The following is a 26628-nucleotide window of genomic DNA, read 5'->3' on the forward strand; positions in this document are numbered from 1 at the left end:
TTCGGTCTCGATGCCGACCAGCCAGGCCTCGCGTAGCCTCATCGCAGCGTCGTCATCCGTGTCCAACCCGACCCGACGGTGGGACCCCCGCTGACTCGGCCCGCGGCCACCGGGTAGTACCGCAGGGACCCGTCGTCGAACGTCGCCAGCAGGCCGGTACTCGTCGGCGCGGTGAAACCGTGGACCACCGTCATCCCGCGAATCCGGTTCCAGCCACGGCCGACCACGGTGGGGGCGCCGGTGAGGCGCCCGGCGCCGTCGCCGCGATACAGCCGCAGCAGCCCGTCACCGGTACGGGCGAGCAGATCGGCGTGCCCGTCTCCGTCCGTGTCCAGCATCACCGTCTCCACCGCCGGCCACGAGGAAGCGATCAGTGTGCCGGCGGCCGTGGTTCCCGCACTCGGATTGGCGTAGTAGAGCAACCGTCCGTCCGGGCTCTTCGCCACCACGCCGGGATACCGCGCCGCGTCGATCCAGGTACCGGGAATGACCTGATACCCACCCCAGCCCCGACCGATCGTCACGGGCGGGGCGAACCCGCCGCCGTTGTACCCCGGGTAGAGCTTCAGATCCCCGCCGGTGAAGGAGGCGACGATGTCGAACGTGCCGTCGCCGTTGTAGTCCACGGTGGCACCGGACCGCATGGCGCCCCAGCCGGTGCCGATCCGGCGAGCGGGCAGCACGGTTCCACGACCGGAGCCGGCATAGTCGAGCAGGTCGTTGTTCGAGCCCCGGGCGATGAGGTCCGCCGAACTCGGGATGCTGGGACTGCCGCTGGTCGCCTTGGTCCGGGTGACGATGAGGGCCGCCTGATTCACCTTGGCCGCGAAGGCGGAGTCGGACCGCGCCCGCGCCAGCACGGCGTCGTACATCTGTGCCGTCATCGTCGGGCTGGCGCAGAGCACCATGCTGCCACCGGCACCGATGAAGTTCACGGCGCGCTGGGCCGGGGTCCACGCCGCGACCTGCTTGGCGTTGCACAGGTCGTCCGAGATGACGATGCCGCCGAAGCCGAGGTCGGACCGCAGCATGCCCGACAGCACGGTGGGTGAGAACGCCGCGGGCCGGGCGGCGTCGATGCGGCTGTAGTAGGCGGTGGAAACCATCATCCAGCGGGCACCGGCGGCGACCTGGTCCCGGAAGGGCTGCAGGTACGGGTCCGTGCGGGTGGTCTGCCTGTCCGTGACACCGGCCGTGGTGTCGGTGTTGCCGGTGACCCGGCCCAGGCCCGGGAAGTGCTTCGGTGTCGGCGCCACGCCGGCGTCCCGCAGGCCCGCCGCGAAGGCACGGGACTTCGCCGAGACCTGCGCGGGTGTGTACCCGTACTGGCGAGCGAAGGCGCCGATCGGGGCGTTCGACGGCGCGAACCGGGGACTCGGGACGGTGTCGGCGACGGGCGCCAGGTCCACCGTCACTCCGGCGTACAGCAGTTGGCGCCCCCAGGCGGCGGCCGAGGAACGCAGCGTCGCGTCGGACCAGGTGCCCTGCGTCAGGGCAGACGGGATGGTGGAGAAGCCCGGACCGCGGAGCACCTGGACGGCGCCGCCCTCCTGATCGGTGCCGACGGCGAGTCGATATCCTCCCGTGGCCGCGCCCGCCGTGGCCTGCAGGTCACGGCTGACGGCAGCGGTGGCCCCGATGCCAGCGCTGCTGCGCCCACTGAGCATCACGTTGCCGATGTGCCGGCCGCGGATCAGTGCCGTGACCGCCGGGTCGACGCCGGTGGCCGTGTTCGCCGTCATGAACAGCTGACCCACGCGCTGTTCGAGGGTGAGTCGCCCGGTCAGGTTGCCGGCGCCGGGAATGACGCTGGCCGGGACGGCGCGAGCCGGCGCCACGGGCGCTCCCTGCGCAGGCGCGACCGTCGCACTGACCAGGCCCAGGGCCATCAGCGCGGCCGCCGCCGTCCGCCCCCTCCTCACCCGCGGACGAGCCCGCCGGGTCGGCGCGGACGGTGTCGGCTTCGATCGCCACATCACGATCCACTCCCTTCGTTGCACCGTCGTCACGCTACGCGCCCACGCCGACCGCCGACGGAACGATCCGGTAACGGTGTCGGCCGTAGAGTCGGCCTCATGACTGAAGCGACCTCCGCCGGCCGGCAGCCGCGTGATCGTGCGTTCACCCAGGTCGACGTGTTCACCGCCGAGCCCTACCGGGGCAACCCCGTCGCCGTCGTCCTGGACGCCGACGGACTGGACGCGGATGCCATGCAACGCTTCGCGGCGTGGACGAAGCTGTCCGAGACGACATTCGTGTGCGCTCCCACCGCACCAGGCGCCGATTACCGGCTGCGGATCTTCACGCCGGCGCGCGAGTTGCCGTTCGCCGGTCACCCGACCCTCGGCAGCGCGCACGCGTGGCTGACCTCCGGCGACGCTTCGCGCCCGGAGGACCGGATCGGCGACGTCGTCCAGGAATGCGGCGCCGGCCTGGTCCGGATCAGGCGCGACGGCGGGCGGCTCGCGTTCGCGGCACCTCCGACGGTCCGATCCGGGCCTCCGGACGAGCAGACGCTCGCCCTCGTCACCACGGGACTGCGGATCGAGCCGGACCAGGTGGTCGCCGCCCGGTGGGTGGACAACGGGCCCGGCTGGCTCGGTGTCCTGCTGGCCGACGCCGACGCGGTGCGTGCCGTCGAGCCCGACGTCACGGCCCTGAGCGGCTTGAACGTCGGCATCGTCGGGCTCGAGCCGGTGGGCGGGCCGGTCCGGGCGGAGGTGCGTGCTTTCGCCGTCGGCGCGGGCGTGGCAGAGGACCCCGTCACGGGGAGCCTGAACGCGTCCCTGGCGCAGTGGCTGATCGGCGAGGGCGTGCTGCCCCCGTCCTACGTCGCGGCGCAGGGCAGCCGGGTGGGCCGGGCCGGCCGTGTGCACGTGGACGCCGACGGCGACGACGTGTGGGTCGGCGGGAACGTGGTCACCTGCATTCGCGGCACCGTCCGCCTCTGAGCCTCCGGGCGCCCGCCGCCCCGTCCGGTCTGGGCGGCGCCGCCGTGGACTACAGCTCGGTGCTGCCCCTGTTGCCACCGTCGTACGTGGCGCCGGTGACCTTGGCCTTGACGAAATTGAGCAGGGCGCCCGCGCCGCCGCCGGGCTGGTCCCAGTATTCGGCGGAGTCCGGGCTGACGGCGATCAGGGTCAGCCCCGGTGTCTGCTTCCCGTCCGGGAAGAAGGCGTCCGTGGCCGAGTCCCACAGCTCGTCGATCCTGGTCCGACTGTGCTCGAGCCGCGCGCTCCCGGCGAGCGAGACCCAGTGCCCGGAGCCGGCGAAGGCGACGTTGACCTGCGGGTGGGCACTTAACTGCTCGGCGAACGGGCCGTTGTCACGGGCGAAGAACCACAGGGTGCCGTCGCCCTCGACCTTCTGGACCGTCATCGGCCGGCTCTGGATCGATCCGCTCTCCAGGACCGTACTGACCATGACGGTGTGGTCCTTCCGCATCAGCTCGATGATCTTCGCGCTGTCGTCGGACTGGCTGGCCTGGCTCATGTCACTCTCCTTCACCGGCGAGGTCGCGGTTCGTTCAGCCTAAGCGCCTCGGCGCGCCCGGTCCACGGCCCGAAGGCCTTGGAGCCGGACCGCTGGCAGCGACCTGGCCGATGCCACGCTCCCACGGCGTCCAGAGCCGCGCCGTGGGCCGCGGGGAGGATCCCTGCGTGGTCAGCCGGGGCTTCACCCAGCAGCCCGGTAGGGTCGACAATATGAGGAGCGGTCACCGTGGTGTCTCCTTTCGAGGATTCTGTGCAAGGCTGACTCGAAGGACCACACCGGTGGTCGCGTCCACGTCTGCAATGACGTGCTGGCCACCGGGGCATTACACCACTCTTATGAGGCACTACTTATGAGTGATTTCGAAGGGCCGGGTGCCGCCCCGGTGCTGGGACGTTGGGTGGACCCGACGGAGGTTCACGCGCGCGGCCGGGCGCTGCGTGAGAGTGTCGATCACCAGGTGCACCGGTCTGTTGTCCTGGCCGCCCGCAGGCCTGCGGTGAAGGAATTCGTGGAGTCGAGCAACGAAGGCCGGCGGCCGGAGTTGGTGCCTCTTCGCGTAAGCAGGATGCTCGCCTCGCCCTTCGCTTTTTTCCGGGGCAGTGCGGCGCTGATGGCCGGGGACCTGGCCGCCGGCCCGCGCACCGGTCTGGAGGCCCAGTTGTGCGGGGACGCGCATGCAGGGAACTTCGGGCTGTACGGCACGCACGATGACCGGATCATCATGGACATCAACGATTTCGACGAGACGGCGTCGGGTCCCTGGGAGTGGGATCTGAAACGCCTGGCGGTCAGCCTGATCCTGGCCGGCCGTGTGGGCGGTGTGTCGGAAAGCGGGTGCAAGGACGCGGCGGAGGACGCCGTGCGGGCCTACCGCCAGACCAGCAAACATCTGGCCGGGTTGCCGTTCATGGATTCGTGGACCGCGCTCGGGGATGAGTCGGTGCTGAACAGGGTCAAGGCAGACAAACTGCTGGACGACTTCGCCCAGGCCGCGCGTAAAGCCACAAAGAACACCAGCGCGAAGGTCGCGGCCAAATGGACCCGCATGGACGGGCGGGAATGGCGCTTCATTGCCGACCCGCCGGCGCTCAGCCAGGTCAGCTCCGCGACAGCGAACGCTGTGATCGGCGGGCTGCCCGGCTACGTGACAAGCCTGCACGAGTCCCGCGGGCATCTGCTCGCGCGCTACAGCCTCTCCGATGTGGCCTTCCGGGTGGTGGGCACCGGCAGCGTCGGACTGCGCAACTACCTGATTTTGTTGCGCGGCAACGGAGACGAGGCACTCATCCTGCAAGCCAAGCAGGCCGTACGGAGCGCAGTGAACGATGCCCTGGGCCGTGCGCCGGCCTCGCATGAGGGTAGGCGGATCGTGCACGGCGCGCGACTGGTCCAGGCGGAAACCGACATCCTGCTTGGCTGGACCACGATCGGGGGGCGACCGTTCCTTATCCGGCAATTCCGCAACCGGAAAGGTGAAATCGACCCCACCGGGCTCAGACGCGACCACCTGGACGACTACGGCCGCCTGGCAGGGGCACTGCTGGCGCGGGCCCACTCCCGATCGATCGACCCGCGGCTGCTGGCAGGTTACTGCGCCAACGGCGAACCGATGGACACCGCGTTCACCACCTACGCTGTCGGCTACGCCGACCAGACCGAATCCGACTACCATGAACTCGTCAAAGCAGTCAAAACCGGCACGCTGGAAGCAGCCAGTGAGAACTGACTCCCTGCATCGAAGAACCTTGGCTAGTTTTTTTCCCGGTTCCGATGGTTCCTGTCCACTCGGTGAACGCACCGGTGGCCGCGGTGGCCGCGGTGGCCGGGGACCCTGCCGGCGTTTGAGGCCGGCATCGCGGCGTGACCTTTCCTGGGCGACCATGGGTTACGCGCAGCATGGATAATTTTGCGGAACGATGTCCGGCGTCGGACGCCCGTTCTAGCATGGGGAGATGAACCGTCCTCTCGTGGTGCTCATCGGGATCCCGTTGCTCTTCGCCCTGGCCGGCTGCGGCCAGGTGCAGGACGCAGCGAAGAGCGCCGCCGGGGCCGCCGCCTCGCAGGCAGCAACGGCCGCTGCCGATGTGGTGCGGGGACAGATCTGCTCGCCGCTGCAGGACGGGCAGCTCGGCGCACAGGACCGGCAGGTCCTCTCGGGCCTGCTCTCCACCGCCAAGGCAGCGGGGGTCCCGGCCCAGTTCGTCACTCCGCTCGAGGAGATTGCGAAGGCCGGCGACCAGGTTCCGACCGCCTCGGTCACGGCCCTGCTCACGGCCTGCGGTCTCACACCGAGCCCGGCGCCAAGCAGCAAATAGCTCTGGACGGATTCACCTGGCCGTCGTCTTCGCCGCCGCCGGGTCGAGGCACCGCCGGCCGGCTCAGTCCGCGGATCGCTCCCGTCCCTCGGACACCCAGGAACGGTCGCGCGAACGGGCGCCTGCCACCCGGGCCGCGGCGCTGTCGAGCTCGGCGACCTGCTCAGCCGAGAGGCTGATGTCCACGGCGGCGGCGTTCTGCCGGTTCCGTTCGGGATGCCGGGACCCGGGAATGGGCACCACGGTCAGACCGGCGTCCTCGCCCTTGGCGTACAGCCACGCCAGGGCCATCTCCGCGAGCGTGATCCCGGTCTCGTGCGCGCTGGCCTCGATCTCGGCGAGCAGCTCCAGGTTCGCACCGAGGTTGTCGGCGTCGAACCGCGGGAAGTCGTGCCGGGCGTCGTCGGGCCCCAGGTCCGCCACGGAACGGACGGCACCGGCGAGGAACCCGCGACCGAGCGGCGCGAACGGCACGAACCCGATACCCAGCTGCGCGCACGCGGGCACGACCGCGTGCTCGACGTCCCGGCTGAACACGGACCACTCGCTCTGCACGGCGGTGATCGGGTGGACGGCGTGCGCCTCCCGGATCTCCGCCGCCGTCACCTCGCACAGTGCCAGGTGGCGGACGAGACCGGCATCCACCAGCGCCGCCATGGCCCCCACCGTCTCACTCAGGGGAACCGAGAGGTCGCGCCGGTGCAGGTAGTACAGGTCGATGACGTCGGCGCTCAACCGCCGCAGGCTCTCCTCCGCGCAGCGGCGCACGTAGGCGGCGTCGCCCCGGGCGTGCCGGGTGCCGTCCGCGCCGTGCACGATGCCGAACTTCGTCGCGACCACGACCTCGTCGCGCCGGTCCGCCAGCAGCCGGCCCACCAGTTCCTCGTTCGTACCGTCACCGTAGACGTTGGCGGTGTCGACCAAGATGATGCCGTCATCGACGGCGGCGTTCAGCACGGCGAGCGCCTCGTCAGCCGACAGGCCGCCGTAGGCGGAAGTGAGCGCCATGCCGCCGAAGCCGAGGGCACTGACGGTGAGGGGCCCGGCCGAGCCGGCGCCGAGGGTGACGGTCTGCATGAGCTCCTCGCGTCGGGCGGGTATGGTTCGCAGTGCGAGTCAGCGCGCGTCGTCCACGCATGCGCCGATCGCGGGCCGGCCGCCCACCGCGGCCGGGTTGCGCAGGCAGCAGATCACGCCCGCAACGGCGTAGGCGACGGCCAGCCACAGGCCGCTCGGGACGAACCAGATCAGGTTCAGCAGGGTCCTCATGCTCCGATTCTGTCCCGGAACCGGCGCGGCCGCCACCGGTCGGCAGTGACCACCACCGGCGATCAGCGTCGGCGAACCCGTGCCGATGTCGGTGATCCCGGGTAGCATCGCCTGTGCCGGGCCGGGTGATGCCGCTCACGCTGGCGCTCGGTTCCGCTTCGGCGCACGCGTACGCAGGAGGGCACCATGACAGCACCAGGACAGGCGTCACGATCGGCTCGGGCGGACAACCCGTACTCCGTGCTCCGCCGCAAACCCATCGGGGAGATCGAGCCGGAGGTCGAGGAGCACTCCCTCAAACGGACCCTCGGCCTGTGGCAGCTGACCGCGATCGGCGTCGGCGGCATCATCGGTGCGGGCATCTTCTCCCTCGCCGGCGCCGTCGCGAACGGCAAGGCAGGACCGGCGGTTCTGCTGTCCTTCCTGATCGCGGGCGTCGCGAGCGCCGCGGCGGCATTCTCCTACGCCGAGTTCGCGGGCATGGTGCCGAAGGCGGGGTCCGCCTACACCTACGGCTATGCCGGGCTCGGGGAGATCGTCGGCTGGTTCATCGGCTGGGACCTGCTGCTGGAGTACATCGCCATCGTCGCCGTCGTCGCGATCGGCATCTCGGGTTACTTCGGTTTCCTGGTCGGCCAGATCGGCATCGACCTGCCCCCCTGGATGCTCGGGGCGCCCGGCACCGGCGAGGGGCACGTGGTGGATCTGTTCGCGATGGTCCTGTGCCTGCTCACCGCGTTCATCCTCACGCGCGGCATCAGCAGCGCCGCCCGCGCCGAGATGATCTTCGTGGTTCTGAAGGTTGCGCTGGTGTTGCTGATCGTGGTGCTCGGCGCGTTCCAGATCAACACCGCCAACTACACGCCGTACTTCCCCTTCGGGTTCTCCGGGGTGATGGCGGGCGCGGCCACCGTGTTCTTCGCCGTGTTCGGGTACGACGCGATGAGCACCGCCGCCGAGGAGTCCAAGGACGCGACCAAGCACATGCCCAAGGCGATCCTCTATTCCCTGGCCATCGCCATGGCGCTGTACGTACTGGCCACCCTGGTCCTGACCGGGATGCAGAAGTACACCGAGATCGACCCCACCAGCGGCTTCGCCTCCGCGTTCAACTCCGTGGGCCTGCCCGTGGTCGCCAACATCATCGCCGTCGGGGCGATCATCTCGATCCTGACCGTCATGATCACCTTCATGCTCGGCGTCACCCGGGTCTGGTTCTCCATGAGCCGGGACGGCTTGCTGCCGGAGTGGTTCGCGAAGACGGACACCCGCCGGAAGGTGCCGGTGCGGGTGACGTGGCTCGCCGGCATCGGCTCCGCCATCATCGCCGGGGTGCTGCCCATCGAGGAAGCCGCCGGCCTGACGAACATCGGCATCCTGTCCGCGTTCGTCGTCGTCTGCATCGCGGTCATCGTGCTGCGCTATCGACGCCCGGACCTGCCGCGCGAGTTCCGTGCCCCCCTGATGCCGATCACCCCGGCCGTGGGCGTGCTGTTCTCCCTCTGGCTGATCGTCTCCATCCAGAACGTGGAGACCTACATCCGGTTCGTCGTCTGGCTCGCGGTCGGCCTGGCCATCTACTTCCTGTACTCACGCCGCAACTCGGTGATGAACCCGGACAGCCCGCGGCGTTCGGCCGCCACCCAGCCCGGTCCGGCCCGTCGCTGAGCACCGGCTGTCCGGGACTTCCGGACCTCCGGTGCGACGAGCCGGCAGCGACCGCGGTCAGCCCTGGCGGGCGCGGGCGGTGTTCGGGGAGTCGGCCCGGCGCGGACCGCGCCGGTGACCCACCGTGGTTCCGGTCCCCCGCGCACCGGCGCTGCGGCTACCGCCGGACGCGGCTCCGCCCGGCGCCCCGGTGGAGGTGCTGTAGGCAACCGAGGACGAGGGCCGGGAGTTCTTCGCCGGACCGCCACGTCCGCGGCGAGAGCTGTTCCGGGAGCGGCCGACGCCCTCACCGCCGGTCCGCTCCGCCTGCCGGGACTCCGCCTGCCGAGAACCTGCGGTGCCGGACTTCGCCGGGCGGGAACCCACCGTGCCGGACTTCGCCGGGCGCTGTGCCGGGGTGCGGGCCGGCGCGGCAGCCACGTGCGGGGCGACCTCGCCGACGACCGCGGCGACCTCGGGCGACTCGGGCGTCACGGATTCGAACGCGGCCTCGACGCCGGCGGCGCGCAGCAGCTTCCGCACATCCTGGCGCTGTTCGGGCAGCACGACCGTGACGACGGTGCCGTCCGAGCCGGCGCGGGCGGTGCGGCCGGACCGGTGCAGGTAGGCCTTGTGCTCGGTCGGCGGGTCGATATGGACGACGAGTTCGACGTCGTCGACGTGCACCCCACGAGCCGCGACGTCGGTCGCGACGAGGACCCGGACGTCACCGGACGAGAACTCGGCCAGGTTGCGGTCCCGCGCGTTCTGGGAGAGGTTGCCGTGCAGGTCGACCGCGGGGATCCCGGCGGCCGTGAGCTGACGGGCCATCTTCTTGGCGTGGTGCTTGGTGCGCATGAACATCAGCCGTCGGCCGGTGCCCGAGGCCAGAACCCGGACCAGGTCCTTCTTCTCGTCGGCGCCGACGACGAACACCCGGTGCTCCATGGTGGCGACGGTCGCAGCGGACTCGTCCACCGAGTGCACCGTGGGGTCGTGCAGGTAGCGCTTGACCAGCACGTCGACCCCGTTGTCCAGCGTGGCGGAGAACAGCAGTCGCTGGGCGTCCTTCGCGGTGCCGTCCAGCAGGCGCCGCACCACCGGGAGGAAGCCGAGGTCGGCCATGTGGTCGGCCTCGTCCAGGACGGTGATCCGCACGTCGGCCAGGGTCAGGATCTGCTGCCGCAGCAGGTCCTCGAGGCGCCCGGGGCAGGCGACGACGATGTCGGCGCCGGCGGCCAGCGCGGTCTCCTGTCGCTTCTGCGGGACACCGCCGAAGATGACGGTGGTGCGGAGGCCGAGCGCGGTGGCCAGCGGTTCGAGCGTCGCGTTGATCTGGGTGGCCAGCTCGCGGGTCGGGGCGAGGATCAGCCCCGTGGGCCGACCGGGCCGGCGTCGCACCCGGGCACCGGCCAGACGAGCGACGAGCGGGATACTGAACGCGAGGGTCTTGCCGGAACCGGTGCGGCCGCGGCCCAGGACGTCGCGGCCGGCGAGCGAATCGGGCAGCGTGGCTTCCTGGATGGGGAACGGGGCAGAGATGCCACGGACGGCCAGGGCGTCCGCGAGAACGGTGGGCACGCCGAGAGCGGCGAAGGATGTCACGAGGGTGGAACCTCTCAGTGGTCGGGCCCGCGCGCGGGATGGCGGCGGGTGCGCCGGAAAAGGAAGGGCCGCACGAGCGGCGGGTCGTCAGATTCGCGACGCGTACCGGCGGGTGATCGCAACCGGCTGGAGCCGGTGCGGCGGGAACCGCAGGCGACCCGCGGGATCGACGACGTCGATCAGTCGTCACGGGCCGATGATGGCGCACCAGGACGAAAGAACCGTCCGACGAGCCGGTACTATCTCCGATCTTACGGCTCCAGGGGTGCCGAGGTGGGGATCGAGCGCGGAGTGATTGGTCACATCCGACCGGCCGCCTCGCCGCCGCCCCGCACAGCAGCTGGCCGATGCCCTGAAGGCGGACGTGGAGGAGTAGCGCCGCGAACCGAATGGGACACGTCCTACCGTTGAGGCGGTGTGGGGCACCGCCTCCTCGGGAGGAACTGTCCCAGTCAGCGGTGTCCACAAGGAGAACAAGTCTGCGGAAGTCCCTGCGCGTCCTGCACCTGCTCTCCGTGCCGATCTGCTGCCCAGCTAGGCTGGGTCCCCGTGACGCAACATGAGGACGGCAGCGCACCGGGAACCGGCGGAACGCCGTCGGCCGCCGCCGACGAGCGCCGAGGTGTGGTCTCCTTCGTGCGCCGGGGCACCCGCCTGCAGGGCAAGCAGCTGGCCGCTTGGCAGCGCCTGGCCGGGCGCTACCTGATCGACGTCCCACGCGGCAGCGCGGCGACCTCCGTCGACCCGACCGTTCGGTTCGACGCCGCCACCGTCTTCGGGCGGCGTGCGCCGCTCGTCGTCGAGATCGGATCGGGTCTCGGTGACGCCGTCGTCGCGGCAGCCGTCGCCGCGCCCGAACACGACTTCCTCGCCGTCGACGTGTACCGGCCCGGCCTGTCGGACCTGATGCGCAAGGCCGACCGGGCGGGTGCGGTGAACATCCGCGTCATCGAGGCGAATGCGCCCGACGTCTTCCGAACCCTGCTCGCGTCCGGTTCGGTCGACGAGGTGTGGACGTTCTTCCCCGACCCGTGGCCCAAGAAGCGGCACCACAAGCGGCGGTTGGTCTCCCCCGCCTTCGCGGAGCTGGTGGTCGGCGTGTTGCGGCCCGGCGGTCGGTGGCGACTGGCGACGGACTGGCAGGAGTACGCGGAGCAGATGCGGGACACCCTGGACGCCGTCTCGGGCCTCGCCCCCGCGAACGACGGCCCGGACGGCTTCGCTCCACGGTTTCCCGGGCGCATCGCGACCGGGTTCGAACGGAAGGGCATCGCCGCCGGCCGGGTGATCCGCGACCTGACCTACGAGCGGCGCTGACGGTTCGGGTCAGCGGGCTAGCCCTCGCCAGAGCACCACGGCCTGCGACCGTGGACGCGGTCGCTGACCGCGGGCGAGGGAGACGACGTCGCCGGCCATCCCGGCCGCGAAGACCCGGGACGGGTCGAATGAGCCGCCGGCTCGGGCCCGGGCGAGTTCGGCGCTGAGCTCGGTGACTCGGCTCTGCAGCGCCCGCACCTGGTTCTCCAGCAGCATCACCCGGCGGATCCCTTCCAGCGAGACTCCTTCCTGGGAGAGGCGCTGGACGGTGCGTAGCGCGTCGACGTCACGCCGGGAGTAGCGGCGGGAGCGGCCCGGCGAGCGCTGGGGCGTGACGATCCCCATCCGGTCGTACTGACGCAGGGTCTGCGGGTGCATCTCGGCCAGCTCGGCGGCGACCGAGATCACGAAGATCGGGGCATCGGCGTCGAAGTTCATCCCTCACTCCTTTCGGGCAACGGTCACAGCCGCGCGCGGGTCACGAGATCCCGGCGAGGGTCCGCGTCACCGGTCGCCTCGGCGAACGCCCGCACGGCGTCCTCGGCCGCGCCGCTGAGCTTCTGCGGAACGGCCACCTCGATCTTGACGAGCAGGTCACCGGAGCGTTTGGCGGTCGTCACCCCGCGGCCCTTGACCCGCAGCGTGCGGCCGGACGGCGTGCCCGCAGGAACCCGAACCGTGACGGTGTCCCCGTCGGTGGTGGGCACCTGGAGGGACGTGCCCAGCGCCGCCTCGGGGAACGTGACCGGTACCGTGATGCGGATGTCGTCGCCGTCGCGGGTGAACAGGTCGTGCGGTTTGACCTGCACCGTGACGATGAGGTCGCCGGCGCCGGCAGCCCCGGGGTGGCCCTTGCCGCGGACCCGGATCTTCTGACCGTCCCGCACCCCGGCCGGGACCCGGACCTCGATCACGTCTCCGGCACCCTCGCGCAGCCCGATGGTGGTGCCGCGGATGGATCCCGCGAACGAGATCGAGGTGGTGGCCTGGCGGTCCGCCCCCTTCTGCGGGGTCTGGCCGTAGCCGCCACCGCCGAAGGTGCCACCGCCGAAGCCCCCACCACCGAACAGGTCGCGGAACTCGGGGGGCAGGTCCGAGGCGTCGAATCCGCCTCCGCCGCCGGTGGTGTAGCGGGTACGGGTGCGGCCGCCGCCGGTGTTGAAGAGGCCCCCGAAGATGTCCTCGAAGCCACCGGCGGAACCCGCACCGGCGCCGCCGGCGCTGAACCGGGCCCCGGAGCCCATGGCCCGGATCGCGTCGTACTGACGTCGTTCCTCCGGGTCGGAGAGCACCGAGTTGGCCTCGGCGATGTCCTTGAACCGCTCCTCCGCGGCGGTGTCGCCGGGATTCTGGTCCGGGTGGTACTTCCGGGCGAGCTTGCGGTACGCCTTCTTGATGTCCGCGTCCGTGGCGTCCTTGGAGACACCGAGGACCTGGTAGAAGTCTTTCTCGATCCAGTCCTGACTGGCCATGGCGTCTCGATTCCTGTGCGTGTGGTGTCCGGCCGGTGCGGCCGGTGATTCTCGTTGCGGGTCGGCCTCCGCGTCGGCCCGGATGGACGAACCGCCGTCGCCCGCTGCGGTCAGCGCGCGACGGCGGTGGTCCGTCGGGTTCCTCGCCGGGGCGGTGGGCGCCGCCCCGGCGAGGAGGTGCTCACGCGGCGACGCCCACCTGAGCGGCCCGGATGACCCGGTCCCCGACCCGGTAGCCGGCACGCAGCACCTGACTGATGTGTCCGGCTTCGACGTCGTCGCTGGGCTGCTGGAGCAGCGCTTCGTGGAGGGACGGGTCGAACGGCGTGCCGACCTCCCCGTAGCGTTGCAGGCCCTGCTGGCCGAGCAGCGTGTCGAGCTTGGCCGCGATCGCCGCGAACGGGCCCTCCGCCAGATCACCGTGCTGCCGCGCCGCGTCCAGATCGTCGAGGACCGGCAGCAGCGCCGTCAGCGTGGAGATCACCGCGTTGGTACGGGCCACGTCCCGGTCGCGTTCGACGCGGCGCCGGTAGTTGACGTACTCGGCCTGCAAGCGCTGCAGATCGACCAGACGGTCCGCCGCGAGTTGCTCGGCCTCCGATACCGGTCCGGTCCCGGAAGACCCTCCGGTGCGCTCGCCTGAGTCCCCGGCCGTGCCGTCCAGGATCGCCTCGGCCTCCGCCACGACGTCCTGATCTCCGCCCGCCGGTGCGTCGCTCCCGTCGTCAGGGACCGACGCGCCACCGGCACCGGCCTGGTCACGGACCTCGCCGGTCACCGGGTCGATCCGGCGATTGTCCCGGAACACGGGCCGCTCGCCATTCTCCGGTTCGCGTTCCGGCTCCTGCGGTTCCTGTGCTGATTCGTGCTGCCCCATGCCTACTTCTTGTCTCCCTCGTCGTCGATGACCTCCGCGTCGACGATGTCCTCGTCGGAGGCGGTTCCACCAGCGGCGTCGGGCCCGCTGGCGTCGTTCGGGGCGCCGGCCGTCTGGGACTGGGCGTAGATGGCCTCACCGAGCTTGGACTGGGACGCCTGCAACTTCTCCAACGCCGACTTGACCGCATCGTCGTCGGTGCCCTCGAGCGCCGTCTTCAGCGCGTCCACGTCACCCTGGACCTCGGTCTTGACGTCCTCGGGCAGCTTGTCCGCATTGTCCTTGATCAGCTTGTCCGTCGAGTACGCGAGCTGCTCCGCGTTGTTGCGTGCATCCGCGGCCTCACGGCGCTTCTTGTCCTCCGCGGCGTGCTCCTCCGCTTCGCGGACCATCCGGTCGATGTCATCCTTCGGCAGCGACGTCCCCCCGGTGATGGTCATCGACTGCTCGGTGCCGGTGCCCTTGTCCTTCGCGGAGACGTGCACGATGCCGTTGGCGTCCAGGTCGAAGGTGACCTCGACCTGCGGCACCCCGCGGGGAGCCGGGGCGATGCCGGTCAACTCGAACGTGCCCAGCGGCTTGTTGTCACGGGTGAACTCGCGCTCACCCTGGAAGACCTGGATGGACACCGACGGCTGATTGTCGTCGGCGGTCGTGAAGGTCTCGCTCCGCTTCGTCGGGATCGCGGTGTTGCGCTCGATCAGCTTGGTCATCACGCCGCCCTTGGTCTCGATACCGAGCGAGAGCGGGGTGACGTCGATGAGCAGCACGTCCTTGCGCTCGCCCTTGAGGACACCGGCCTGCAGCGCGGCGCCGACGGCGACGACCTCGTCCGGGTTGACGCCCTTGTTGGGCTCCTGGCCGCCGGCGAGCTCCTTGACCAGATCGGAGACGGCGGGCATGCGGGTGGAGCCGCCGACCAGGATGACATGGTCGATGTCGGAGACCTTGACGCCCGCCTCGGAGATGACGTCGTGGAACGGCTTCTTGGTCCGGTCCAGCAGGTCCGAGGTCAGCTCCTGGAACTTGGCGCGGGTGAGCCGCTCGTCCAGGTGTACCGGCCCGTCGGGGGTGACGGAGAGGTACTGCAGCGACACGTTGGTGCTGGTGGCGCTGGAGAGTTCCTTCTTGGCCTGTTCCGCCGCCTCGCGCAGCCGCTGCAGCGCGATCTTGTCCTTGGACAGGTCCACTCCGGTGCCGGACTTCGCTCGCTCGAGCAGGAAGTCGACGACGCGCTGGTCCCAGTCGTCGCCACCGAGGCGGTTGTCACCGGCGGTGGCGCGGACCTGGATGGTGGAGAAGCCGTCCTCGTCCTTGCCGACCTCCAGGAGGGAGACGTCGAAGGTGCCGCCACCGAGGTCGAAGACGAGGATGAGTTCGTCCTCCTTGCCCTTGTCCAGACCGTAGGCCAGGGCGGCCGCCGTGGGCTCGTTGACGATGCGGGAGACGTTCAGGCCGGCGATCTCACCGGCCTCCTTGGTGGCCTGGCGCTCGGCGTCGTTGAAGTAGGCCGGGACGGTGATGACGGCGTCGGTGACCTTCTCCCCGAGATAGCTCTCGGCGTCGTGCTTGAGCTTCATCAGGATGCGTGCCGAGATCTCCTGCGGCGTGTACTTCTTGTCATCAATGGCGATCGTCCAGTCGGTGCCCATGTGGCGCTTGACCGAAGCGATGGTCCGATCGATGTTGTTCACGGACTGCCGCTTGGCGATCTCGCCGACGAGGACCTCACCGGCCTTGGAGAACGCGACCACGGACGGCGTGGTGCGCGAGCCCTCAGCGTTCGCGATGACGGTCGGCTCGCCGCCTTCCAGGACGGAGACGACCGAGTTGGTGGTGCCGAGGTCGATGCCTACTGCACGGGACATGGGGGATTCCTTTCGACGGACAACGGGTCTTGAGCGTTCCTGACTCAAGCCTGCCTGCAGTTCGGGGTCGTGTCAAGCGGGATTGAGTTCACCTGGCTCAACTTGCCGGGGCGCCGTGGTATTCCCTCTACTCTCGGCGGTGGGAAGTCGGTAACGTGCCCTTCGTGACCACTTCCGTGACGCCGCCACCAGTGGCCTCGGCCAAGACCACGCTGCACCGGCACCTCCGCGGTGTCCGGCAGGACCTGGAGTGGAAGCTGGAAGGCCTGGACGAGATGCACCTGCGAATGCCGATGACCCGGACGGGCACCAACCTGCTCGGGCTGGTCCGGCACGCCAGCGGCGTCGAGGCGGGCTACTTCGGGGAGGTGTTCGACCGGCCCTACTCCGAGCCGATGCCGTGGGATCCCGAGTACGCCGACAACGACGACTTCTGGACTCCCGCCGATGTACCCGCCCACGAGGTGCTGGCCCTCTACCATCGCGTGCAGAAGCACGCCGATGCGACCATCGCAGACCTGCCGCTGGACGAACCCGGGTTGGTGCCGTGGTGGTCCGCCGAACGGCAGCGGGTGACCCTGCACCAGATCCTCGTCCACGTCATCACCGATCTCGCCCGTCACGCCGGACACGCGGACGTGGTCCGCGAGGCCATCGACGGCCGCGTCGGCCTCTCGGAGGGCAACGACAACCTGCTCACCGACGACGAGCAGTGGTGGGCGGACTACCGGAACCGGCTGACGGGTATCGCCGAGTGTTTCCGGGACCGGGGAGCCGGCAGCGCGGGCGGTGGACGGTGACGAGCTCGGGCGACGCCGTCCTCCCGATCTCTGATCCCTTCGGCCTCGACCGCTTCGTGCAGGCGCAGGCCGACGGGATGTGGGAGAGTGCCCTGGCCGAACTCGAGCGCGGGCGGAAGACGACCCACTGGATGTGGTTCGTCTTCCCCCAGATCGCCGGGCTGGGGCGCAGTCCGATGGCGCAGCGGTATGCCATCGGCTCGCTCGAGGAGGCGCGGGCCTACCTGCGTCACCCGGTACTCGGCCGCCGGCTGGTGCAGGGCGCCGAGACCGTGGCGGCGGCCGAGGGCACCGCCGAGGGGATCTTCGGGAACATCGACGCGATCAAGCTCCGCTCGTCGATGACCCTGTTCGCGCGGGCCGATCCCGACCACGAGGCGTTCTCCCGGGTGCTCGAGCGGTGCTTCGACGGCGAACCGGATGCCGCCACCCTGGCGCGGCTCTGACCGGTCTCCCGGATACCGCCCGAAGGCGCTGATACGTTGACGACCCGCTGGTTGACCAGGCTGGTGGCCAACACGCGTGTTAAGAAGGCAGGTGCCCCGAGCCGTTCTCTCGGGGCACCTGCAGGACTCGCTGACGATCGATGACATGCCATCCAATTGGGGGGGCGATGGACTTGGTCAGGATCGAAAGCCTGTCGGCGAGATGCTCCCGAGGTGCACCGGGTTTGGGTCGATGAGTGCACAACGGGTGACACGTCGCCAGCTTCGATCCTCGGCGGCGAAGCGCCGGCCATGGATCAGGGGCAGCGAGCCCCCATTGGTTCTGTCGGGCCAGTTACCGACCGCAAGAACCGGTCTAGAAGTGTTCGTTCAGGCAGTGATGGTGGAGTTCGTGCGGTCCGGCCAGTTGCCCACGGCAGGGGTCACCGAGTAGAAGCGGTCCGGCCAGTTGCCCACGGCAGGGGTCACCGAGTAGAAGCGGTCCGGCCAGTTGCCCACGGCAGGGGTCACCGAGTAGAAGCGGTCCGGCCAGTTGCCCACGGCGGGGGTCACCGAGTAGAAGCGGTCCGGCCAGTTGCCCACGGCGGGGGTCACCGTGCTCGACGACGCCGTGACCGATGTGGCCGCCTGTGCCGCGGTGGCCCCCACAGCCACCATCGGCAACGCCAGAGCCGCACTCAGCAGGAGCGGTAGAGCCTTCACGGCGCGAGTCTTCACCTTCATGGTTCCCCTATACCTTTCCGCCCGAGACAAGCGGCGATCGTCCCTCGGTGAGACCTCCGAGGTGCCCGCACGTTGGTGTGCGACGTTGGCATCAGCGTACGGGACAACCCGCACTATGACAAGCGTCAACTCAGAATGGCCTGACACCACATGTCATAGTCGCAGTCATGGGCGGGCTGGTAGCATGACACCATGCGGATCAGCACGAGTTTCAGCAAGAAACTGAAGGAAGCCCGGCTGGCTCGCGGACTCACGCAGGCCCAACTCGCCGGCGATTCCTACACGGCCAGTTACATCTCCCTGCTGGAGAGCGGACGACGACGCCCGACGGACGCCATCTTGAGCGAACTGGCGACACGCCTCGGTGTCGGCCTGGACGATCTGCGCAGCTTCCGGGAGGAAATCGGCTCCGGAACCTCGATCACCTCGATCGAACTCGAGATGCAGGCACGGCAAGCCTGGAAGAACTATGACTACCCACTAGCGGCAGATTATGCCGCTCAGGCACTCGCAGGCATCAACGTGGAGCAGAACGCGTCGGCGTGGTGGTCGCTGAGCATGCTGTACGCCGAATGCCTCATGGTCAGCGAGAAATACGAGCCCTGCTGGGAGGTCTCCCAAGCTCTCCGCAACCATCCGATCGCCCGCGAATCGATCAACCTCGCGGCCGAGGCGGAGATCATCGCGGCCTCGAGCAAGCAGGGCATGGGTCGGCTCCCTGACGCGGTACACCACGCGCGGGCGGCAGTCGAACTGCTCGTTGAGCATCCATCCCGAAATCCCTCGACGCTGCTCGAAGCTCAGTGTGCGCTGATCGCTACCCTGGCGGAGAGCGACCAGCTGACGGAAGCCACGGAGGTGGCGTGCCAGGTCGACCTGCAGCCCACTCCGGGCGTATCCGCTCAGATGCGCGGTCGCGGAGCATGGGCGGTCGGCAACCTGGCCTTCCTTCGGGGCGACCCACAGGAGGGCGCACGATTGCACAGCCAGGCGATCGACCTGCTCTCGCCCGCCATGGGCTTGCGGCAGTGGGGGCGCTTGAACAAGGCCACTGCCGACATGAGAATCACCAAAGGCGCGGTCAGCGGCCAGATCACCGAGTACCTCGACCGCGCACAGTTCGCGATCGACGTCGTCGGCAACCGCAGTGACAAGCTCGAACTGGCCATGGTGAGTGCCCGATGGGCCCTCGAGTCCGCACGGCCCGCCGAGGCATTGACGCATCTCACTCCCGTGCTGGCCGAGCTGGAGACGCTCGCCCCGCAGACCGCTGGTGAAGCGGAGATGATCCACGCGCGGATCCTGGAGTTGACGGGACGGATCGGGGACTCGGCGCACGCTCTCCTGCGAGCGGCGCACGCGTTCGAAGCCGCCGGCGCCTACGAACGTGCGACCGGCGCCTTCAAGCAGTACGTCGCCCTCACCGCGCCGGCATCGGCCTGACCCACGGGCGGAAACCAGCGGATCGCGCCCGGATATCGGGACATGTGACGAGATACCAACATCCAAATGACAGATTCTGTCAGGTGACGCCGGGCAGGCTGATCGCTCGGGTCAACGGCACCGGGACTCCACGCGAGGCGCGCACGGCGCGTCGACGTCGTCGTGATCAACGGGCGTACTCCTCGGCCCCGACCGGGATCGGTACGGTGGTCTCATGTTCCGCGTGATGACCGTCTGCACGGGCAACATCTGCCGCTCCCCCATGGCCGCCCGCATGCTTCGCCGCGCCCTCCGGGACGCGGGGCTCGAGGACGATGTCGAGGTCGGTTCGTCGGGTACGTCTCGGTGGGAGTTGGGCAAGCCGATCGACCCGCGAGCGCGTGCGGTACTGGAAGCGGACGAGATCGACTCCGCCAGCCACCGCGCACGCGAGTTCGACCCCGCGTGGTTCACCGACCTGGACCTGATCCTCGCGATGGATGTGGACCACTACGACGAACTGCGCGAGCTGGCCCCCGACCGGCGGGCCGCGGAGAAGGTGCACATGTTCCGTGGGTTCGTCGACGGCACCGGCGACCTCGACCCCCAGGACGCAGGAATCAGCGACCCCTGGTACGGCACGGACGCCGACTTCGCGACCACGCACCGATTGATCGCCGAGGCGTTGCCCTCGCTCGTCGGGTGGATCCGCGACCACCGTGACGCCGGTATCGCGCACCGGTGAGCGCGGCCGATCGGACCTGGCTGATCGGCATCGACGGCAGATCCGGTGCCGGCAAGACCACGCTGGCCGCTGCGCTCGCCGCTGCGCTTGCCGCGGCCCTCGCCGGGGAATCGGACCGGCAGCGGGAACCGGACCGGCAGCGGGAACCGGATCGGGAATGGCGTCCCCGGCTCGACCGCGTACCGATCGACGTCTTCCATCTGGAAGATGTCTACCCCGGCTGGGACGGGCTGTCCGCCGGGATGGACCGATACCGGGCAGAGGTACTGGAGCCGCTGGTGGCCGGTCGGTCCGCCCGGTGGACCGACTGGGACTGGGCGAGCCACCGACCGGGCCGCACCCATCTGATAGCACCCGGCGGCCTGGTGATCGCCGAGGGTGTGGGCGCCGGGCACGCGGCGGCCCGTCCCCTGCTGGACGTGCTGGTGTGGGTGCAGGTGCCGGCGGACCAGCGGCGGCAGCGTGCGCTGGCGCGCGACGGCGACCTGTTCCGGCCGCACTGGTCCCGGTGGGCGAGGCAGGAGAAGAGGTGGCTGGAGGGCGATGACGTCGCGGCGGCCGCCGACGTCGTCGTCGACGGCAGCGACGACCCCCATCACGAGCCGGACACGGACGTGATTGCCCGCCACGTGCTGTGCCGGCTCATCGGGAAGCCGGGCCGCCGCTGACGCGCAGCCGGACCAGGCAAGCACGGCGGAGACGGAACCGGCAGTTAGCGTACTCGGCCGTCCCCCGGCACCGATGCGAGGAACCGCCATCTCCGCGTGACCGCCTCGCTACTGTGGGTCCATGAGCGCCCTCGTCCTGCTGACCCCGACGGATCCGGACGGCCGCGTCGTCGACCCCCACGCCCCACAGCTGCTCGTCACCGACCTCGGTGTCGTCCGCGGCGACGGCGTGTTCGAGACGCTGCTGGCCGTCGACGGCCGCGCCCTGCAACTGGACGCCCACCTGGACCGGCTGGCGTCGTCGGCCACCGCCCTCGACCTGAGCCTGCCCGACGGTGCCCACTGGCGCGCCGCCATCGACACGGGGCTGGCGGAGTTCGCGCGTCGCCACGGGAACGTCGATGCGGTGATCCGACTCGTGGGTACGCGCGGCGTCGACCCGGCGGGCCCGCCGACCTGCTGGGCGTACCTGCAACCGGTACCGGCGAGCAGCCGCGAACAGCGCGACCGCGGGATCGACGTCCTGCTGCTGGACCGCGGCTACTCCAGCGAGGCGGCATCGGAGGCGCCGTGGCTGCTCCTCGGGTCGAAGACCATCTCCTACGCGGTGAACATGGCGGCACTGCGGCACGCGCACCGGCAAGGCGCCGACGACGCCATCTTCGTCAGTTCCGACCGGCAGGTCCTCGAGGGGCCGACGTCGACCGTGCTCATCGCCCGGACCCGCGACGGGGTCCGCGAACTGGTGACACCGTTGCTGCGCAGCGGCATCCTGGCCGGCACCACGCAGGGCGCCCTGTTCGCCACCGCGCAGACAGCCGGGTGGTCACTGGGGTACGGTCCGCTGACCCCGGACGATCTGTTCGGCAACAACGGCGTCTGGTTGGCCTCGAGCGTGCGACTGCTCGCCCCCGTCCGCAGCGTCGACGGCCGTGCGATCCCGGTCAGCGCCGAGCTCACGAGCGAGCTCACCGAGCTGCTGCTCACGGCCACCCGGCACTGAACTGGTCCTCTCCCCTCACCGGTGATGACGTCACATCGGGGAGACCGGCGCCGCAGCGGCGGGTAGATGGATGACACTGGTCAGATGCTGCACAGCACCGACGCCATCCGGACCACCCACGTGGGTTCACTGCCCCGCACCGACGCCCTCCTCGCCGCCAACGCGGAGCTGACCGAGCAGGGCCGCACCCCCGCGTTCGACCGACTGCTCGCTGACTCGGTCACCGACCTCGTCCGCCGTCAGGTCGAGACGGGCATCTCCCAGGTCGGCGACGGCGAGTACGGGCACGCGATGAGCCACTCGGTGGACTACGGGGCCTGGTGGAACTACTCGTTCGCCCGGCTCGGCGGCCTGGAGCCGAGCGGCCTGGACCGCTGGGCGGACACGTCGGTCCGCCGCTCCGGCCCGGGCAACGTCGTGCTGACCACCTTCCCCGACCGGCGCGATCGGCGGGCCTTCGCCGAGGCGTACAGCGACCCCGACTCAGGGATCCTCACCGGCCGGCGGAGGGCGCTCCAGCCGAAGGTGACCGGCCCCCTGACCTACACCGGGCAGCAGGCCGTCGCCGCGGACATCGCGAACCTCCAGGCGGCGATGGCTGCCGCGGGCGCCGACGAGGGTTTCATCCCGTCGCTCTCCCCCGGGTCCTGCTCCCGCATCGCCAACGAGTACTACGCGACCGAGGAGGAGTTCGTCTACGCGTGCGCGGACGCCATGCGGGAGGAGTACCGGGCGATCCTCGACGCCGGCCTGGTGCTGCAGATCGATGATCCGTCGATCGCCGAGAACTGGGACATGATCAACCCGGAGCCCACGGTCGCGGACTACCAGGCGTTCACCCGGGTCAGGATCGAGGCGTTGCAGTCCGCGCTCCGGGGTCTGGACACGTCCCGCGTCCGGTTCCACGTGTGCTGGGGGTCCTGGCACGGTCCGCACACCACCGACATCGGCTTCGAGCACCTGGTGGACCTGATGCTCTCCGTCGAGGTCGGCGGCTACTCGTTCGAGGCCGGCAACGTCCGGCACGAACACGAGTGGCGGGTGTGGCAGGACCGGGTTCTGCCCGACGGCGCGGTGATCCTGCCGGGGGTCGTCTCCCACGCCACGAACGTCGTCGAGCACCCGCGCCTGGTGGCCGACCGCATCGTCCGGTTCGCCGGCCTGGTCGGCAAGGAGAACGTCGTCGCGTCGACGGACTGCGGGCTGGGCGGGCGGGTGCACCCGCAGATCGCGTGGGCCAAGCTGGCCGCGCTCACCGCGGGGGCCGCCCTGGCGTCGGCCGAACTCTACTGATCCGCGCCGCACCCGTCAGAGGATGGGATTCCAGGTGCCCGCGAGCACGGCCGCGGTGACGGCGACGACGGCGAGCAGCACCCCGCCGGCGACGACGACCGCGTCCCGGGGGTGGAACGTCGACGGCCGCGCCCAGGTGCGCCGGCCCGACCCGAATCCGCGGGCCTCCATCGTGATGGCCAGTCGACCGGCCCGGCGGATCGCCTGGACGAGCAGCGCCACCGTCTGACCCGCACCGGCCCGGAGCCGGCCGAGCACTCCGCCGATCCCCCGGGCACCGGCACCGACGCCCCGCGCCCGCCGCGCCATGCTGAGGGTCGACCACTCGGCCACCAGCAACCCGACCAGACGCATCGCCGCGAGTGCCCCGAGAACGAACCGGTGCGGCAGGTGCAGGCGCTGTGCGAGGGCGTCCGCCAGGTCCGTCGGGTCGGTGGTCGCCAGGAGCAGGATGCCGGGCACCGCGAGGGCCAGACCGCGCAGCGCGATTCCGACCCCCGCGGTCAGCGCCCCGCTGGTCAGGTCGAAGGGTCCGGCTTGCAGCAGCACGGCTCCGGAGGGCGGGGCGAGGACCGTCGTCCCGTATCCGGAGACCAGCGCGGCGACCAGGATCGGCCAACCCCGGACGAGCAGGGTCCGCAGCGTCAGCCCGGCCAACGGCACCAGGACCAGTTCGCCGACGAGGGCGACCCCGGCGCACACCGGGTCGGTCGTGGCCAGCAGCGCGACGGTCAGTACCAGGGCGGCGGCGAGCTTGGCCAGCGGGTGGGCCCGGGCGAGGACCGACCGTGCCCGGGCGTCGCGCCCCTGGCCCGGTCGTGGCGCGGCCGTCGCCGTCATCGGGCCCCCGTCCGGGCCGACGCGGCGCCGGCGGGATCGGCGGAGGACCGGCCCGGCAGGTGCAGTCGGTCTCCACCCAGGACGGCCGTGAACGCGGCATCGTGGGTGACGGAGACGACGGCCCGGCCCTCGTCGAGCAGCCCGGAAAGGAGTTCGGCGAGCCGGTGCCAGGTGACGGCGTCCTGCCCGAACGTCGGTTCGTCGAGCACGACGATGCGCGGACTGGCCGCGAGCACGGTGGCGACGGAGAGCCGCCGCTTCTCGCCACCGGAGAGGGTGAACGGGTTGGCCGCGGCGAGGTGGCCGAGCCGCAGCCGGTCGAGCAACTCGTCCACCCGCGCGTCGAGCGCCGCCTCCCACCCGGCGGACTGCCGGCCGGCACGGTGGGCCACGCGACGCGGACCCAAGGCGAGTTCGTCCCGCACGGTCCCGGTCACGAACTGGTGCTCAGGCTCCTGGAAGACCGTGCCGATGCGCGTGATCAACTCGCCGGGACGCCACCGGTGCGGCTCCGGGCCCGCGGCCCCGGCGAGCGCGGGCGCCGCCGTCAGCGTTCCGTCGGCGGGCGGCAGCAGCCCGGCGAGGGTGAGGGCGAGGGTGGACTTGCCGACCCCGTTCGGCCCGGTGATGCTCAGCGCCCGCCCGGCGGCCAGCGTCGCATCGACGCCGGTCGCGACGACCGCCACGCGGTCCGGACACCGGTCGTTCCGCCCGGCGCGATCCCGGCCGCGTCGGGCTCGTGACCCCCGCGCGTGCCGGCTGACGGCGAGATCCCGGGCGGTCAGCAGTGGCTGCCCGCCGCTGGGGAGGCGGACGGGTAGTTCCGGTTCGTGGCCGGGCACCCAGATGCCCGCCGCGGCCAGCTCGGTACCATGCGCGCCGAGCACCTGCTCGATCGGCCCGTCGTACAGGATCCCGCCGCTGCGCTCAGCACCCCCGGCGAGCACGACGACCCGGTCCACCACCGGCGCCCACACGGTGACGCGATGCTCGACGACGACGAGGGTGGCACCGGTCGCGTCCAGGGCCGCGGCCACGGCGTCCCGGACCTGCAGCACGCCGGCCGGGTCCAGGTTGGCCGTCGGCTCGTCCAGCAGCAGCAGGCCAGGCGCCATGGCGAGCAACCCGGCCAGGCCCAGCCGTTGCTGCTGGCCGCCGGAGAGCGCGCCGGTGGGATGGTCCAGCGGTAAGGCCAGCCCGACGGCGTCGAGCGCGTCCCGGACCCGGGGCCAGATCAGCTCGCGCGGGACGGCGAGGTTCTCGGGCCCGAAGGCGACGTCGTCGCCGATGCGGGAGAGGACGATCTGCGCCTCCGGGTCCTGCTGCAACAGCCCGGTGCGGCCGCGGGCCGCCGTCGCGGGCACCCCGTCGATGAGCAACTGCCCCCGCGACTCGGCGTCCTGGGGGTCGAGCAGTCCGGCCAGCCCGTGCAGGACCGTGGACTTGCCCGCCCCGGACGGCCCGAGCAGCAGGACCCGTTCCCCCGGCTCGATCCGCAGGTCGAGCCCGTCGACGGCGGCAGCGCGACGTCCGCCGTGACGCCAGCCCCAGCCGCGGGCCTCGACCGCGGCCGGGTGCGGACCGGTCCGGCCGTCGATGGGGCTGCCCGCGCGCGCCGGCCCGGGCACAGCGCTCAGACCCGCTCCCGCGCGGCCCGGCCGGAGGCGAGCCCGGTGAGCACCCCCGTACCGGCCAGCGCCCGCACCGCCAGCCAGCCGAGCAGCCCCGCGACCACCATGCCGGAGGCGACCGCGAGAACGGCGTACAGCACCTGCCAGCCGACGGCCCACTCGACGTTGTAGAGCAGGTTCTCGCTGATGCCCATGGCCAGCCCCGACAGTGCGCCCGCGAACAGGGCGACACCGAGACCGAACCGGCGGTACCGGGCGAGGGCGAACACCAGCTCGGCGCCCGCCCCCTGGATCAGCCCGGAGAGGAGGACGGTGAGCCCGAAGTAGGTGCCCAGCACGCCTTCGACGCTCGCCGCGATCACCTCGCAGTACAGGGCGGCACCGGGTTTGCGGATGATGAGGCCGCCGACGACCCCGGCGATCAGCCAGCCGCCGCCGTACAGACCGCCGAGCGGGGGGAAAGCGGCGGTCACCACGGCGACGGCGGCGTATCCTTGGCTCCACGCCCAGAACACGACACCGCACGCGACGCCGACGACAGACGCGACGATGATGTCGACGACCCGCCAGCCGCGTCTCGCGGTGACGGGGGTGGCGGGAGTGAATCCGCGGGATGTGCTCATCATTGATCCTCCTGATCTCAGGAGGGGGAAGCAAGGTGCTTCGAGAAGCTCGACTCCCTTCGCCGGTACTAGCCGGATCAGGTTCGAGGGTCTGCGGCGGTCCGCACTCTCAGCGCCGGCCACCCGCCGGCCGGAGCCCGCGAGCAGGAGGCGCTCCCCTGTCGTTCGGTGGACACCAGTGTACGCGCACGTTCACAGTAGGCTGAGCAGGATTCGGTGAGCTGTGCACGAATCGACACGACGCCGACGGAACGGGGAAAGCGCACGATGGACACACTGATCAAGCTGGCCGGCACGGGGATCTCGGTCGGCGCCGTGATGGCGGCGAACAAGGTGCTGCAGGCGGGCTGGCACAAGGCCACCGGCAAGGACGCACCGACGAAGCCCGGCGACAACGACGACGACACGATCAAGGAGATCCTGATCTGGGCGGTGCTGACCACCGTGGTGAGCACCGCGATCAAGTTCGGGGTGGCGAAGACCACCCAGCGCGCCTCCCGCTCGATGCGGGACCCGCGCGAGGTCTGACCCGCCCGCCGCCGTTCCGGACCCCCGGCAGGCCGGATGCG

26 protein-coding genes and 1 riboswitch are annotated in these 26628 nt (G+C 70.7%); of the genes, 13 read left to right on the top strand and 13 right to left on the bottom strand.

The genetic code is table 11. The annotated features are described in order from the left end of the window. Positions 1–38 precede the first annotated feature (38 nt). Complete coding sequence (locus tag BKD30_RS02785; RefSeq protein ID WP_083955953.1) at positions 39–1976, bottom strand: glycoside hydrolase family 3 N-terminal domain-containing protein; 1938 nt, start codon at positions 1974–1976, stop codon at positions 39–41. Positions 1977–2075: 99 nt separating this feature from the next. On the opposite strand from BKD30_RS02785, the gene BKD30_RS02790 reads away from it, so the two are divergent. Then, positions 2076–2951, top strand: coding sequence for a PhzF family phenazine biosynthesis protein (locus BKD30_RS02790; protein ID WP_076701662.1), 876 nt, complete (start codon positions 2076–2078; stop codon positions 2949–2951). Positions 2952–3000: 49 nt separating this feature from the next. Here BKD30_RS02790 and BKD30_RS02795 read toward each other — a convergent pair whose 3' ends face one another. Then, positions 3001–3492 (bottom strand): pyridoxamine 5'-phosphate oxidase family protein, encoded by a 492-nt coding sequence (locus BKD30_RS02795; protein WP_076701664.1) that lies wholly within the window; start codon positions 3490–3492, stop codon positions 3001–3003. 352 nt (positions 3493–3844) lie between these two features. On the opposite strand from BKD30_RS02795, the gene BKD30_RS02800 reads away from it, so the two are divergent. After that, positions 3845–5221, top strand: a complete 1377-nt coding sequence (locus BKD30_RS02800; protein WP_076701666.1) for a DUF2252 domain-containing protein — start codon at positions 3845–3847, stop codon at positions 5219–5221. A 226-nt stretch (positions 5222–5447) separates the two neighbouring features. Continuing rightward, positions 5448–5810, top strand: a complete 363-nt coding sequence (locus BKD30_RS02805; protein ID WP_076701669.1) for a hypothetical protein — start codon at positions 5448–5450, stop codon at positions 5808–5810. A 63-nt stretch (positions 5811–5873) separates the two neighbouring features. On the opposite strand, the gene BKD30_RS02810 is transcribed toward BKD30_RS02805, so the two are convergent. Next, positions 5874–6887 carry an aldo/keto reductase gene (locus BKD30_RS02810; RefSeq protein ID WP_076701672.1) on the bottom strand — a complete coding sequence of 338 codons (1014 nt, stop codon included), beginning with the start codon at positions 6885–6887 and terminating at the stop codon, positions 5874–5876. A gap of 39 nt (positions 6888–6926) precedes the next feature. Further along, on the bottom strand, positions 6927–7079 hold the full coding sequence (locus tag BKD30_RS16905) for a YccF domain-containing protein (protein WP_083955981.1): 153 nt from the start codon (positions 7077–7079) through the stop codon (positions 6927–6929). A gap of 186 nt (positions 7080–7265) precedes the next feature. Here BKD30_RS16905 and BKD30_RS02820 point away from each other — a divergent pair, with 186 nt between their 5' ends. After that, positions 7266–8747 carry an amino acid permease gene (locus BKD30_RS02820; protein ID WP_076701674.1) on the top strand — a complete coding sequence of 494 codons (1482 nt, stop codon included), beginning with the start codon at positions 7266–7268 and terminating at the stop codon, positions 8745–8747. A gap of 57 nt (positions 8748–8804) precedes the next feature. Here the strand turns inward: BKD30_RS02820 and BKD30_RS02825 are convergent, their stop codons facing one another. Continuing rightward, the gene (locus BKD30_RS02825) at positions 8805–10331 is read right to left on the bottom strand and encodes a DEAD/DEAH box helicase (protein ID WP_076701677.1); all 1527 of its coding nucleotides are present in this window, start codon (positions 10329–10331) and stop codon (positions 8805–8807) included. A gap of 549 nt (positions 10332–10880) precedes the next feature. Between BKD30_RS02825 and trmB the strand changes: the two genes are divergently transcribed. Next, a complete protein-coding gene (gene trmB / locus BKD30_RS02830) occupies positions 10881–11648 on the top strand; it encodes a tRNA (guanosine(46)-N7)-methyltransferase TrmB (RefSeq protein WP_083955954.1) in 768 nt (255 codons plus the stop codon). Positions 11649–11657: 9 nt separating this feature from the next. On the opposite strand, the gene BKD30_RS02835 is transcribed toward trmB, so the two are convergent. The 4 genes from BKD30_RS02835 to dnaK form a co-directional block, all read right to left on the bottom strand. Continuing rightward, entirely contained in the window at positions 11658–12086 is a 429-nt protein-coding gene (locus BKD30_RS02835; RefSeq protein WP_076701682.1) for a heat shock protein transcriptional repressor HspR, read from the bottom strand. A 23-nt stretch (positions 12087–12109) separates the two neighbouring features. Further along, a complete protein-coding gene (locus BKD30_RS02840) occupies positions 12110–13120 on the bottom strand; it encodes a DnaJ C-terminal domain-containing protein (protein WP_076701685.1) in 1011 nt (336 codons plus the stop codon). A 181-nt stretch (positions 13121–13301) separates the two neighbouring features. After that, a complete protein-coding gene (locus BKD30_RS02845) occupies positions 13302–13997 on the bottom strand; it encodes a nucleotide exchange factor GrpE (protein ID WP_076701688.1) in 696 nt (231 codons plus the stop codon). A gap of 2 nt (positions 13998–13999) precedes the next feature. Next, positions 14000–15865, bottom strand: coding sequence for a molecular chaperone DnaK (dnaK, locus tag BKD30_RS02850; RefSeq protein WP_076701690.1), 1866 nt, complete (start codon positions 15863–15865; stop codon positions 14000–14002). Positions 15866–16029: 164 nt separating this feature from the next. Here dnaK and BKD30_RS02855 point away from each other — a divergent pair, with 164 nt between their 5' ends. Both BKD30_RS02855 and BKD30_RS02860 read left to right on the top strand, forming a co-directional pair. After that, positions 16030–16665 carry a DinB family protein gene (locus BKD30_RS02855; protein ID WP_235861349.1) on the top strand — a complete coding sequence of 212 codons (636 nt, stop codon included), beginning with the start codon at positions 16030–16032 and terminating at the stop codon, positions 16663–16665. Continuing rightward, positions 16662–17111, top strand: a complete 450-nt coding sequence (locus BKD30_RS02860; protein ID WP_328586888.1) for a DUF1810 domain-containing protein — start codon at positions 16662–16664, stop codon at positions 17109–17111. The genes BKD30_RS02855 and BKD30_RS02860 overlap by 4 nt, the downstream gene beginning before the upstream one ends. 369 nt (positions 17112–17480) lie before the next feature. Here the strand turns inward: BKD30_RS02860 and BKD30_RS02865 are convergent, their stop codons facing one another. After that, entirely contained in the window at positions 17481–17834 is a 354-nt protein-coding gene (locus BKD30_RS02865; RefSeq protein WP_076701693.1) for a hypothetical protein, read from the bottom strand. A gap of 192 nt (positions 17835–18026) precedes the next feature. Between BKD30_RS02865 and BKD30_RS02870 the strand changes: the two genes are divergently transcribed. From BKD30_RS02870 to BKD30_RS02890, 5 genes are all read left to right on the top strand, one after another. Continuing rightward, on the top strand, positions 18027–19277 hold the full coding sequence (locus BKD30_RS02870) for a helix-turn-helix domain-containing protein (RefSeq protein WP_076701696.1): 1251 nt from the start codon (positions 18027–18029) through the stop codon (positions 19275–19277). Between the two features lie 214 nt (positions 19278–19491). Further along, positions 19492–20001, top strand: a complete 510-nt coding sequence (locus tag BKD30_RS02875) for a low molecular weight protein-tyrosine-phosphatase (protein WP_076701698.1) — start codon at positions 19492–19494, stop codon at positions 19999–20001. Then, positions 19998–20669 carry a nucleoside/nucleotide kinase family protein gene (locus BKD30_RS02880; protein WP_076701701.1) on the top strand — a complete coding sequence of 224 codons (672 nt, stop codon included), beginning with the start codon at positions 19998–20000 and terminating at the stop codon, positions 20667–20669. Before BKD30_RS02875 ends, BKD30_RS02880 begins: the two co-directional genes overlap by 4 nt. A gap of 121 nt (positions 20670–20790) precedes the next feature. Beyond that, positions 20791–21672 (top strand): aminodeoxychorismate lyase, encoded by an 882-nt coding sequence (locus BKD30_RS02885; RefSeq protein ID WP_076701704.1) that lies wholly within the window; start codon positions 20791–20793, stop codon positions 21670–21672. 84 nt (positions 21673–21756) lie between these two features. Continuing rightward, entirely contained in the window at positions 21757–22965 is a 1209-nt protein-coding gene (locus tag BKD30_RS02890; RefSeq protein WP_076701705.1) for a cobalamin-independent methionine synthase II family protein, read from the top strand. Positions 22966–22980: 15 nt separating this feature from the next. Here BKD30_RS02890 and BKD30_RS02895 read toward each other — a convergent pair whose 3' ends face one another. From BKD30_RS02895 to BKD30_RS02905, 3 genes are read right to left on the bottom strand one after another with little or no spacing between them, the layout of a single operon-like run. Further along, positions 22981–23805 carry an energy-coupling factor transporter transmembrane component T family protein gene (locus BKD30_RS02895; RefSeq protein ID WP_076701708.1) on the bottom strand — a complete coding sequence of 275 codons (825 nt, stop codon included), beginning with the start codon at positions 23803–23805 and terminating at the stop codon, positions 22981–22983. Further along, positions 23802–25433, bottom strand: a complete 1632-nt coding sequence (locus tag BKD30_RS02900; protein ID WP_083955955.1) for an ABC transporter ATP-binding protein — start codon at positions 25431–25433, stop codon at positions 23802–23804. The genes BKD30_RS02895 and BKD30_RS02900 overlap by 4 nt, the downstream gene beginning before the upstream one ends. Before the next feature lie 5 nt (positions 25434–25438). Further along, the gene (locus BKD30_RS02905; protein WP_076702141.1) at positions 25439–26059 is read right to left on the bottom strand and encodes an ECF transporter S component; all 621 of its coding nucleotides are present in this window, start codon (positions 26057–26059) and stop codon (positions 25439–25441) included. 37 nt (positions 26060–26096) lie between these two features. Further along, a riboswitch (TPP riboswitch) is annotated at positions 26097–26229 on the bottom strand. A gap of 97 nt (positions 26230–26326) precedes the next feature. Here BKD30_RS02905 and BKD30_RS02910 point away from each other — a divergent pair. Beyond that, positions 26327–26587 (top strand): DUF4235 domain-containing protein, encoded by a 261-nt coding sequence (locus BKD30_RS02910; protein WP_076701711.1) that lies wholly within the window; start codon positions 26327–26329, stop codon positions 26585–26587. Positions 26588–26628: the final 41 nt, after the last annotated feature.

It is taken from the genome of Tersicoccus phoenicis (assembly GCF_001968835.1).
GTDB classification, from domain to species: domain Bacteria; phylum Actinomycetota; class Actinomycetes; order Actinomycetales; family Micrococcaceae; genus Tersicoccus; species Tersicoccus phoenicis.